Raw genomic sequence first — 10516 nt, 5'->3', positions numbered from 1 at the left:
ATGAGCTGGTCGTAGTTCGTGGTGATGCCGGGGATGAACCCGGCGATGCCCACGAGCAGGAAGACCGCGCCGTACAAAAGAGCGGCGGTCTGGACGGGCGAACGGCGGGGGGTGGTGCGGTGGGTGGGAACGGTCATGGTCTTGCCTCGTTTCGATCGTGGTGGGCACGACCCCGGACAGGGGCCGTGAATTCGGCGGCCAGGTGCCGGTCAGCACTGCCACGCCTGGTTGCGCACGTGATGGGGATGGTGGCGGGGGTACGGGCCGTCACCCATGGGCGGCGATCTGGTGTCGGCCGGTCTGTGGTGGCACCTCCTCACCGGTGGTCATCAGCAGGGCGGTGTAGGCGACCAGCAGGGGCAGGAACGGTACGGCCAGCACCCCTGCGGACCCGGCAGCCAACACCACGGTCAGTCCCGAGGCCCCGGTGGCCAGCAGGCCTGCCGCCCCGAGGCGGTGGGTGGTGGTGTCGCGCCGGTCGGGCAGCGTCGTCAGCATCGGCACCAGACCGGCTGCGCAGATCAGCCACAGCAACGCCACCCATTCCTGTCCGGGACCGGCTGTTGCCAGCAGCGACCAGCCGACCAGCCCGAGCAGCGCCCCCAGGGCCATGGCGAACGGCAGACCCGGGGCCGGGAATGTCCGGGCCCCTTCGGGCACATCGGGTCCCCCGCGCGCCAGCGAGCCAACACCATCCACGCCTGACATCACCGCGCTCATCTGGTGACCTCGGCTTCGGGTGCCGCGTGCATCGTGGGAAGGCCCAGTGGCCTGGCGTCCTCGAGGGTCGAGGTCGCCGGTGCGGCACCGGGGCTGGCCAGCAGGAACTTGACCTTCCGCGCCCCTGCGGCCGGGTTCTCGTGCTCGGCCGACCAACGCAGCAGATCCATCGCGGCCGCCTCCACGGACTCGGCCCCGCGCAGATCCACCACCACCTGGATGCCCGGCACCAGCCGGCGAGCGCGGCCGATCACCGGGCACAAGCCCCGCTGATTGTTCTCGGTCACCGCACCGGTGACCTCGATCCGCACCTGCCGCCCGTCCAGATCCACCTGCACCACGACAGCGATTTTCGGCTCCATGACAGCACCTGCTTCCCAACAGAAGACGTGCGGCCACTTCTCAACCGTCCCCCCACCCTAAGCACACTTACCCTGCGCTGGCCAACACCCCACGCCCGGCAGCCGGCAGCACGGCACGTGCCGCCGCCGCTGGTTCCGCCTGTCCTCGGCCGCACGGGCGGCCGCTACCGCCCGGCCGGTACCGGCGTGCGGCCTGCCCGCCGGCCCCCGCGCCGACCAGGGCCTCTGCTCGGGACAGGCCCGCCCCGGGGATCTGGCCGCTCAGCTCGGCGAGCTGGCCCGCGCCCTGCAGCATGAGACCGACTTCGACGCCACCCTGGCCGCCATGGTCCACGCCGCCCTGGACCTCGTCCCCGGAGCCGCCACGGCCTCCATCTCGGTGCTCGAGGATCGGCGCCGCCTCCGCTCCCACGCCCCCTCCTCCGAGTTGCCGGCCGTCGTGGACGGCCTCCAGCAACAACACCACCAGGGCCCCTGCCTGGACGCGATCTACCAGGAGCGGATCGTGTGCGTGCCGGACCTCGCACACGAGGACCGCTGGCCCGCCTTCGCCCACGCCGCCGCCGGGGCCACCTCCTCGCTGTCCTTATGGAGCGGTACAAGATCACCGACCAACAAGCCTTCCTGCTGTTGCGCACCGCCAGCTCCCGCACCAACACCGAATTGCGCAAGGTCGCCGAACACCTCAGCACCACCGCGCCCTCCCCCACCAGGAACAGGCCCCCGGACCACGCCCACCCCGCCGCGAACCACCCCCGGTCCACGGCCCGCGACAAAATTCCTCGCCGCGGCAAGGCCTCGCGCTCCGACCCCGGGAAACGAGCGCCTGCGGCGGCAGCGGCGGTGGCGGCGGTGGCGGTGGCCTCCCCTGCTCCACCGTCTGCTGCGCCGCATCGGTCGCAATCCTCGAGGTCCGGTGCACTCCGGGGGTGGGTCGTCCACCGTGGGCCCTGGTCCAGCAGAGGGCTCTTTCGTGCACCACGTCGAAGGAGACACCGCTGGGACTCGCAGACAGGATCGGCGCCACGACCGACCGGGCGGTGGGTGCGGCCAAGGACAGGCCCGGCGCGGCCACCGGCAACGCGGAGCTGCAGGCGCAGGGGCTGGCGCAGAACGCCGTGGGCCGAGCCGGAGGCCATGGTCAGGACGTCGAGGGCGCCGCCCAGGACATCAGCGGGGACCAGCCGTAGTCCGCACTGCCCCCGGCGAGCTGCCGGGAAGCCCAGGCAACCCAGGATCCGGCCCCGGCCGGTCTACGTGCATGTCGAACGCCGACCCGTCACGGAAGAGTCGCCGGACAGATGTGCCGGACGGATGAGGGCCCCGCCCGGGCGACTACCTGTCCGACGCGGCCCGGGCCACCAGGTTCGCCATCGCCGTGGGGTCATCGGCATCGACCACGGGGAACCCGGCCCCGGCCTCCCCGACCCAGTGCAGTTGGATACCGGGGTTGTGCACGTCGGTGCCGTCGGCCAGGAACCAGTGCGGGCTGCCCTGCACCTGCCCGTGGTGGGCGCGGTAGTCGGCCATCATCGGCCCCCGCGCCCGCCCCTCATCCAAAGCCTCGACGAGGTCGTCGGTGTCCACCGCCGGGCAACCGGCGGCGACGTCGAGGATCTCGTGCAGCAGGCTGATCGGCCTCGAATCACGGAAGAACGCCAGGCGCAGGGCCATGTCCAGCTCCTCGGCCGCCGCCCAGGACTGGGACTTGGCCGCGTGCACGGCCTCGTTGGCCAGCAGCGAGGTGATCGGCCACGTCGAAGGGTCGCCCTGCCAGGGCTTCCAGCCCAGTTCCGGGTCCAGCGCCCCGACCACCGGGGTCTCCGCATCCAGATAGTTCTTCGGGATCGGGAACCGGTTGAGGTCCTCGAGCAGGAACAGCCGGTGGTCGACCCGCACGGCCTCGGTGAGTCCGGCCTTCTCCCGCTCGGCGTAGAACCGTCGCAACGACAGCGTCGACCAGGCACAGACGATGTCCGTGTAGAGCACCACCGTGCCCGGGGTGACATCAATGGCCATCAGATCAACCTCCTTCGTGAGTGCCGTCGCTGAAGGTCCTGCACCATCCAGGGCAGCAGGGTCAGTCGTGCATCGAATGGAAGACAGCACCCGTGTCGGGAACCCACTTCAGCACCGGGCACCGATGATGCCCACGCTATCGACCCCTCCCCGCAGAGGTAACCCCTGCCCGGCGATCGGCTCCTGTTCACGTCTTCACGGCCGAGCAAGCGGCTGACCAGGGGGTGCGCTGGGAATCGAGGGGTTGTGGCTGATGCGTAAGCGTGCTTATGGTTGCCGGAGTGCACGTGAACACCTGAGACACCTGCAGCCGGCGCCGTCCTCTCAGCAGTGCCGGCGACAGCCGCCACCACGGCGGTCTGCGCCTGCCGGGCCCGGACCGCCGAGTCAGAAGGAGCACGCATGAAAGCCGTCGTCTTCAAGGCCCCCTACGAGCTGGCGATCGAGAACGTCGAAGACCCCAAGATCGAGCACCCGCTGGATGCGGTCATCCGGATCACCACCGCCAACATCTGCGGCTCCGACCTGCACCCCTACGAGGGCCGGGCGGACCTGGACGCCGGGATGGTGCTGGGCCACGAGAACATGGGTGTGGTCGAGGAGGTCGGCGCGGGCGTGGGGCGGATCAAGGTCGGGGACCGGGTCTCAGTGCCGTTCAACCTCGCCTGTGGCACTTGCCGCAACTGCAATCACGGCTACACCAATGCCTGCCTGCGGGCCAATCCTTCCGGGCAGCCCGGGGCCGGCTACGGCTATCCGATGATGGGTCCTTACTGGGGTGGCCAGGCCGAGTACCTGCGGGTGCCCTGGGCCGACTTCAATCTGCTCCACCTGCCGGAGGGCACCGAGCACGAGTCCGACTTCACGATGCTCTCGGACATCTTCCCCACCGGCTACCACGGCGCAGAAATGGCTCAGGTGTCCCCCGGCAAGACGGTGGCCGTGTTCGGGGCCGGACCCGTGGGTCTGATGGCCGCCCACAGCGCCTACCTGAAAGGCGCAGCGCGCGTGTTCGTCGTGGACAAGGAACCCGACCGGCTGAAGCTGGCCGAGCAGATCGGGGCGAGCCCGATCAACTTCGCCGACACCGACCCCACCGAGGCCATCACCGAGGCCACCGGAGGGTTCGGGGTGGACTGCGGGATCGAGGCGGTCGGCTACCAGGCCCACGACGCCACCGGGGAGGAGCACCCCGAGATGGTGCTCGACAACCTGGTCAAGGTCGTCCGCGCCACCGGGGCCATCGGGGTGGTCGGGGTGTACGTTCCCCAGGACCCGGAGGCGGCCTACCCGCTGGCCGAGGAAGGGCGGATTCCCTTCGACTTCGGGGCCGCCTTCACCAAGGGCATCAGCATCGGCACCGGGCAGTGCCCGGTGAAGAAGTACAACCGTGAGCTGCGCGATCTGATCATCTCCGGGCGCTCCACCCCGTCCTGGATCGTCTCCCACGAGGTGTCCCTGGATCAGGCCGTGACCGCCTATGACAAGTTCGACAAGCGCCTCGACGGGTACACCAAGGTCCTCCTCCACCCCTGACTCCACCGGCGCACCGACGACATCTCCGGTGCCGCCGCCTCTGGGCCCGCCGGCACCGACCTCGAGGCGGGGAGAAGATCACCCCCGACTGGATCCAGGACGGAAGGAGGGGCGTACATGCCCCAGACCACCCCGGACGACCACGGGGACGACCCCGGTGCGGCCCCACCCCACGCCACCCCACAGGCCCCCGGTCACCCTGCGAAGAAGACCCACCCTCCCCGGCTGGACCAGCACGGCGAAGCCGGAGCGGAGGACACCCCGACCGACCCGGCCGACGACGCCGGCCACGGCAACAACCTTGAAGCACCCACCTCTGACGAAGGAGCTTGAATCATGAAGGCACTGGTATGGCACGGCGAGGGCGACATCCGCCTCGACAACGTGGCCGATCCCTCGATCCAGGATGCGAACGACGCGATCGTGCGCATCACGCGCAGCGCGATCTGCGGCACCGACCTGCACTTCATCCGCGGCACCATGGCCGGCATGCACGAGGGCACGATCCTGGGCCACGAGGCCGTGGGCGTGGTCGAGGAGGTCGGGGCCTCGGTGCGGGGCCTGTCCCCCGGGGACCGGGTGATCGTGTGCTCGACCATGTCCTGCGGGGTGTGCCGCTACTGCCGGATGGGCCAGACCGCCCAGTGCGACGTGGCCAACCCCAACGGCCCGGCCGCCGGCACCTGTTTCTTCGGCGGCCCCGCCCCCACCGGCCCGGTGGACGGGCTGCAGGCCGAGTACGCCCGCATCCCGTGGGCCTCCAACACCCTCATCCCGATCCCGGACAATGTCTCCGACGACGACGCGATCCTGCTCTCCGACATCTTCCCCACCGCCTGGTTCGGCGCGCAGCTGGCCGGGATCCGGCGCGGGGACACGGTGGCCGTCTACGGCGCCGGGATCGTGGGGCAGCTGGCGATCGCCGCCGCCTACCGCCAGGGCGCGGGCCGGGTGTGGGCGGTCGACGGGGTGCAGACCCGGCTCGTCAAGGCCCTGGAGCAGAACGCCGAGGTCATCGACTTCAACGCCGAGGACCCGGTGGAGGCGATCATGGACGCCACGATGGGCGTGGGCGTGGACGCCGTCATCGAGGCCGTCGGGGTCGACGCCCAGCGCCCGGCCCGCGGCCCGGCCGCGGAGAAGTACGCCGCGCGCACCGAGCAGTTCTCCGCGGAGGTGGCCCAGACCGCCCCGGAGACCAACGTCCAGGGCGAGAACTGGGTGCCGGGCAACGCCCCGTCCCTGTCGGCCCAGTGGGCGGTGGAGTCCGTGGCGAAGTACGGGCGGATCGGCATGATCGGGGTGTTCTCCCCGGACCTGACCTCCTTCCCCATCGGGGCCGCCACCAACAAGAACCTCACCCTGCGGGCCGGCAACTGCGACCACCGGTCGGTGACCCCTCCCCTGCTGGACCTGGTCGCCGCGGGCCTGTTCGACCCGGCCCCCTTCGTCACCCAGCGCGAGCCCCTCGACGACGTGGTCGACGCGTACCTGAGCTTCGACCGCCGCGACGAGGGCTGGCTCAAGACCGTGCTGACCACCGGATGACAGCTGGGCCGTTGCGTCACGGGTGAGGCAGTCGCAGGACAGCCGTTCTGCCGCCGCAGCACGGGCCCGGGGAGCACCACGAGGAGGAACGAGATGGGCAATGTCGCCGACGGGATCGTGGGCCGGCTGCGCGCCTGGGGAACGCACCGGGTGTTCGGCTACGCCGGGGACGGGGTGGACCCGCTGCTGGCCGCCCTGGCCCGGGTGGAGGAGGACATCGAGTTCGTCTCCGCCCGGCACGAGGAGATGGCCGCATTCATGGCCACCGGCCACGCCAAGTACACCGGAGAAGTCGGGGTGTGCCTGGCCACCCAGGGCCCCGGCGCCGTGCACCTGCTGGCCGGGCTCTACGACGCGAAGCTCGACAGCACACCGGTCGTGTCGATCGTGGGCCACGTCGTCACCACTGCCCAAGGCAGCGGCTACCAGCAGGAAGTGGAGCTGCCGACCTTGTTCAAGGACGTCTGCGCCCAGTACGTCCAGACCGTCTCGGCCCCCGAGCAGCTGGAGGCGGTGCTCGACAACGCCTTCCGCACCGCGATCGCCACCTCCAGCCCCACCTGCGTGATCGTGCCCCACGACATCCAGCAGGCCGAGGTCCCGGAGCAGGAGCATACCCACGGGATCGTGCCCAGCGCACCGGTCACCGCACTTCCTCGGGTCATCCCGCCCGAGGAGGACCTGGACCGGGCGGCACGATTGCTCAACAGCGGTCAACGCGTGGCGCTGCTGGTCGGCCAGGGCGCCGCCGGCGCCGCCCCGGAGGTGGCGAAGGTGGTCGAGCGGCTGGGCGCCGGAGTGGCGACCTCACTGCTCGGCAAACCGGTGGTCGACGAGTCCCTTCCCTGGGCGTGCGGGGTGATGGGGCATCTGGGCACGACCGCGGCGGCCGATCTGCTGGCCGGATGCGACACCCTGCTGATCGTGGGCAGCAACGACCCCTGGACCGAGTTCTATCCCGCCCCCGGGCAGGCCCGGGCCGTGCAGATCGACATCAATGCCCGAAACCTGGGCGCGAAGTACCCGGTGGAGGTGGCCCTGGCCGGAGACGCCACCGAAACCCTGCGCGCCCTGCTGCCCCGGCTCACGGAGTCCGAGCGACCCTGGCGCCGGGAGGTGGAGGACATGGTGACCACCTGGCGGCAGGTGGCCCAGGACCGCTGCGCCCAACCGGGCCAGCCCCTCAACCCGCAAGCCGTCATAGCCACCCTGTCAGGGCGTCTGCCGGCAGACGCGCAGGTCGCCGTCGACGTCGGCTCGGTCGTCTACTGGTACGCCCGCTTCCTGCGCCTACCGGCCGGGGTGCCGGCGCACCTGTCCTCCACCCTGGCCTGCATGGGTTCGGCGATGCCCTACGGGCTCGCCGCCAAGCTCGCCCACCCCGACCGGCCCGTGGTGGCGCTGGCCGGGGACGGGGCCATGCAGATGAGCGGCAACGCCGAGCTGATCACCGTCGCCTCCCGCTGGCGCGACTGGGCCGACCCACGTTTCGTGGTGCTCGTCCTGCACAACGGCGACCTCGCCGAGGTCTCCTGGGAGCAGCGCGAGATGGAGGGAGACCCCCGCTTCCCCGCCTCCCAGGACGTCCCGGCCTTCCCCTTCGCCGACTACGCCCGAATGCTCGGCCTCGAGGGCATCCGGATCGACCGCCCCGAGGACATCGACGGCGCCTGGACCACCGCCCTGACCGCCGACCGGCCGACCGTGATCGAAGCAGTCGTCGACCCCGCCACACCGTTGCTGCCCCCACGGGCAACACAGAGCCAGATCGAGCAGATGCTCACCGGCCTCACCCAGGAGAACAACGACCGCGCCGCCGAGCAGCTGCGGGCCCAACGCACGCACGAGGGGGATCAGCGCCAGTGACCCGAGCACGGCACCCGGCGACATCGATCCATCCGCCCGGCGCCCGCGCAGGGCAGACAATCTCCCCCTGCGCCCCCTAGGCTGACCACAAGATACTCAGTTCACTGATGAAAGGGGGCTGGACACCATGCCGAAGACCGGCAAGAACGACCACGCCAAGGACGAGGAGCTGCCCTCGACGCTGCAGCGCTCCGATCAGAAGGCCCAAGACACCTTCGCCAAGACCTACGACTCCGCCGCCGAGGAGTACGACGACAAGGGCCGGGCCGCGCGCACCGCCTACAGCGCGCTCAAGCACACCCACGAGAACGTCGGCGATCACTGGGAACCCAAGGACGAGGCCGGCCCCTCGGACGAGCACGCCGAGGGCGGCCGGGACTCGGAGCAGGACACCGCCGGCGGGGTGGACGCCAACGCCTCCAAAGAACACCTCTACGAACGGGCCCGGGAGCTCGACGTCGAGGGCCGCTCCACCATGGACAAGGACGAACTGGTACAGGCCCTGCAGAAGGCCAACGACGCCAAGACCCGCCAGGCCCGCAAGGACTGAGAGGGACCGGCCCCGGCCGGCGTGACAAGAACCGTATCGAAGACATCAGCAATCACCGAGAAGGAGCAGCCATGACTACCGCACGCGAGATCATGACACCGGGCACCGAGTGCATCGGGGAGAACCAGACGCTCGAGGAAGCGGCCCGGAAGATGAAGGACCTCGACGTCGGCGCCCTGCCCATCTGCGGAGAGGACAACCGCCTGAAGGGCATGGTGACCGACCGCGACATCGTCATCAAGTGCCTGGCGATCGGCACCGACCCACGCCAGGTCAAGGCCGGGCAGCTGGCCCAGGGCGAACCCGTGACCATCGGCGCCGACGACAGCGTGGACGAGGCCATCCGGACCATGACCGACCACCAGGTCCGCCGCCTGCCCGTGATCGACGGCCACGATCTCGTCGGCATGATCAGCCAGGCCGACATCGCCCGCTCCATGCCCGAGAACCGGGCCGGAGAGCTCGTGGAACTCATCTCCTTCGACTGAGCTGCCCGCCGGGACACCGGCACACCCGAACTGACTCCGAACCTCCGTGTCAGGAGACGACTTCATGGCCGCCTGCGGCACCTGCGGCTGCCGCATCCTCGGCCACGGCGTGGAAGCCGGGAGCACGATCTACTGCTGCACCCACTGCGCGAAGCACGCCGGGGTCGAAGGATCCGCCGACCGCGCCCAGCGGCCCGGTCCGGGTGGACACGGTCGCTGATTCGCGGTGGTGTTCTGCCGACCGGACGCCCCTGCCGGGACCGTCACGATCGAAGAGGCCACGAAGGCCGAACATGAGGAGGTGGTTCCGTGGAGATCGTCTTCACTGCCCTAGGAGTGGGGCTACTCGTCGTCACCGTCGTCGAGGCCCTGTGGACGACCCTGTGGGTGGACGGGGCAGCGGGCCCGGTCACCTCGCGGGTGACCTCCTGGGCCTGGGTGGCAGTGCGACGGCTGGGGAGGGGCCGGCATCGGCTGCTGAGCATGTGTGGTCCGATGATTCTCATCGGGACGGTGGTGGGGTGGGTGCTGGCCCTGTGGGCCGGATGGGTGCTGCTCTTCGCCGCGGACCCGCAGTCGCTGGCCGACACCCGTGACGGCGGCAACGCCACCTGGCCGGGGAGGATCTGGTTCGTCGGCTACACCCTGTTCACCGTCGGCAACGGGGACTTCAGCCCCAAGGACGGGATGTGGCAGGTCCTCGCCGGACTGGTCAGTGCCAGCGGGATGTTCCTGGTGACCCTGTCCGTCACCTACCTGCTGTCGGTGGTCTCGGCGGTGGTGAACAAACGGGCCTTCGCCTCCTCCGTGCACAGCCTCGGGCGCACCGGGGCCGAGGTCGTCCTCGCCGGGTGGAACGGCCACGACCTGCACCCGCTGGACCGGCAGCTGGCGGAGCTGACGTCGCAGCTGTCGAAGCTGACCGAGCAGTACCTGTCCTATCCGGTGCTGCTGTACTACCACGCGGCCCGGGCCCAGAAATCCCCGGCCCTGGCCGTGGGGGTCTTCGACGACGCGCTGACCCTGCTGCGCTTCGGAGTGCCCACCGAGGCCCGCCCCGACGAGGCGGAGCTGACGGCCGCCCGAACGACGGTGGACAGCTTCCTGGACACCCTGGAGGCCGCCTTCATCCCCGCCGCCGACCAGGCCCCACCACACCCGGAGCTGGATCGCCTGCGTGCGGCGGGAATCCCCATCGTGGAGGAGGCCGAGTTCTCCGAGGCCGTGGACGGGCTGGACGGGCGGCGCCGGTCGCTGCTCGGGCTGGTCCGCCACGACGGTTGGACCTGGTGGAAGGACTAGATGTAAGAGGGCGTGACGTTATTGACTCGGGCCGGGGTGCGTGAGGCCGGGGCTGATCGCCGCAGGCGGTGTGGGGCCGATGGTAATTGAAGTGATTCACCCAGACCGCGATGGCGTCCCGGCGG

12 protein-coding genes and 2 pseudogenes are annotated in these 10516 nt (G+C 70.4%); 9 read left to right on the top strand and 5 right to left on the bottom strand.

Annotated features, from left to right (window positions below; all coding sequences use genetic code 11):
- The 3 genes from BJF77_RS17830 to BJF77_RS17820 form a co-directional block, all read right to left on the bottom strand.
- Window positions 1–137, bottom strand: a 137-nt coding sequence (locus BJF77_RS17830; protein ID WP_139318643.1) for a DUF4383 domain-containing protein, incomplete at its 3' end; no start/stop codon positions are given.
- 130 nt (window positions 138–267) lie between these two features.
- Window positions 268–720, bottom strand: a complete 453-nt coding sequence (locus BJF77_RS17825) for a hypothetical protein (RefSeq protein WP_139318642.1) — start codon at window positions 718–720, stop codon at window positions 268–270.
- Window positions 717–1082 carry a hypothetical protein gene (locus BJF77_RS17820; RefSeq protein WP_053005002.1) on the bottom strand — a complete coding sequence of 122 codons (366 nt, stop codon included), beginning with the start codon at window positions 1080–1082 and terminating at the stop codon, window positions 717–719. Before BJF77_RS17820 ends, BJF77_RS17825 begins: the two co-directional genes overlap by 4 nt.
- A 588-nt stretch (window positions 1083–1670) precedes the next feature.
- Between BJF77_RS17820 and BJF77_RS22910 the strand changes: the two are divergent.
- Window positions 1671–1721: pseudogene (locus BJF77_RS22910) on the top strand (hypothetical protein); the annotation flags it as partial.
- Window positions 1722–2011: 290 nt separating this feature from the next.
- A complete protein-coding gene (locus tag BJF77_RS20295) occupies window positions 2012–2272 on the top strand; it encodes a CsbD family protein (RefSeq protein WP_139318641.1) in 261 nt (86 codons plus the stop codon).
- A 145-nt stretch (window positions 2273–2417) separates the two neighbouring features.
- Here BJF77_RS20295 and BJF77_RS17805 read toward each other — a convergent pair whose 3' ends face one another.
- Window positions 2418–3101, bottom strand: a complete 684-nt coding sequence (locus BJF77_RS17805) for a DsbA family protein (RefSeq protein ID WP_075873008.1) — start codon at window positions 3099–3101, stop codon at window positions 2418–2420.
- A gap of 402 nt (window positions 3102–3503) precedes the next feature.
- Here BJF77_RS17805 and BJF77_RS17800 point away from each other — a divergent pair, with 402 nt between their 5' ends.
- The 7 genes from BJF77_RS17800 (at window position 3504) to BJF77_RS22400 (ending at window position 10391) form a co-directional block, all read left to right on the top strand.
- Complete coding sequence (locus BJF77_RS17800; protein ID WP_075873007.1) at window positions 3504–4637, top strand: glutathione-independent formaldehyde dehydrogenase; 1134 nt, start codon at window positions 3504–3506, stop codon at window positions 4635–4637.
- A 117-nt stretch (window positions 4638–4754) separates the two neighbouring features.
- Entirely contained in the window at window positions 4755–4970 is a 216-nt protein-coding gene (locus BJF77_RS17795; RefSeq protein WP_075873006.1) for a hypothetical protein, read from the top strand.
- A gap of 3 nt (window positions 4971–4973) precedes the next feature.
- Window positions 4974–6185, top strand: a complete 1212-nt coding sequence (locus tag BJF77_RS17790) for an alcohol dehydrogenase catalytic domain-containing protein (protein ID WP_075873005.1) — start codon at window positions 4974–4976, stop codon at window positions 6183–6185.
- 93 nt (window positions 6186–6278) lie between these two features.
- Complete coding sequence (locus BJF77_RS17785) at window positions 6279–8051, top strand: thiamine pyrophosphate-requiring protein (protein WP_075873004.1); 1773 nt, start codon at window positions 6279–6281, stop codon at window positions 8049–8051.
- 127 nt (window positions 8052–8178) lie between these two features.
- Window positions 8179–8601 carry a ChaB family protein gene (locus BJF77_RS17780; protein WP_075873003.1) on the top strand — a complete coding sequence of 141 codons (423 nt, stop codon included), beginning with the start codon at window positions 8179–8181 and terminating at the stop codon, window positions 8599–8601.
- 71 nt (window positions 8602–8672) lie between these two features.
- Window positions 8673–9089, top strand: coding sequence for a CBS domain-containing protein (locus tag BJF77_RS17775; protein ID WP_075873002.1), 417 nt, complete (start codon window positions 8673–8675; stop codon window positions 9087–9089).
- 309 nt (window positions 9090–9398) lie between these two features.
- Window positions 9399–10391: a potassium channel family protein gene (locus BJF77_RS22400; protein ID WP_075873001.1), complete on the top strand. Its 993-nt coding sequence runs from the start codon at window positions 9399–9401 to the stop codon at window positions 10389–10391.
- Here BJF77_RS22400 and BJF77_RS20290 read toward each other — a convergent pair.
- Window positions 10388–10516, bottom strand: a pseudogene (locus tag BJF77_RS20290) (IS481 family transposase); the annotation flags it as partial. The gene BJF77_RS22400 and the pseudogene BJF77_RS20290 sit on opposite strands and share 4 nt — an antisense overlap.

Origin of the sequence: Kocuria sp. CNJ-770, assembly GCF_001942375.1 — a bacterium.
GTDB lineage: Bacteria > Actinomycetota > Actinomycetes > Actinomycetales > Micrococcaceae > Kocuria > Kocuria oceani.
This window is presented reverse-complemented; position numbering and strand designations above follow the sequence as displayed.

Excerpts from the sequence above, each read along its gene's own strand:
- BJF77_RS17780 (WP_075873003.1), top strand. The coding sequence starts at position 8,179 with ATGCCGAAGACCGGCAAGAACGACCACGCCAAGGACGAGGAGCTGCCC.
- BJF77_RS17800 (WP_075873007.1), top strand. The coding sequence starts at position 3,504 with ATGAAAGCCGTCGTCTTCAAGGCCCCCTACGAGCTGGCGATCGAGAAC.
- BJF77_RS17790 (WP_075873005.1), top strand. The coding sequence starts at position 4,974 with ATGAAGGCACTGGTATGGCACGGCGAGGGCGACATCCGCCTCGACAAC.
- BJF77_RS17795 (WP_075873006.1), top strand. The coding sequence starts at position 4,755 with ATGCCCCAGACCACCCCGGACGACCACGGGGACGACCCCGGTGCGGCC.
- BJF77_RS17775 (WP_075873002.1), top strand. The coding sequence starts at position 8,673 with ATGACTACCGCACGCGAGATCATGACACCGGGCACCGAGTGCATCGGG.
- BJF77_RS17825 (WP_139318642.1), bottom strand. The coding sequence starts at position 720 with ATGAGCGCGGTGATGTCAGGCGTGGATGGTGTTGGCTCGCTGGCGCGC.
- BJF77_RS17785 (WP_075873004.1), top strand. The coding sequence starts at position 6,279 with ATGGGCAATGTCGCCGACGGGATCGTGGGCCGGCTGCGCGCCTGGGGA.
- BJF77_RS17820 (WP_053005002.1), bottom strand. The coding sequence starts at position 1,082 with ATGGAGCCGAAAATCGCTGTCGTGGTGCAGGTGGATCTGGACGGGCGG.
- BJF77_RS17805 (WP_075873008.1), bottom strand. The coding sequence starts at position 3,101 with ATGGCCATTGATGTCACCCCGGGCACGGTGGTGCTCTACACGGACATC.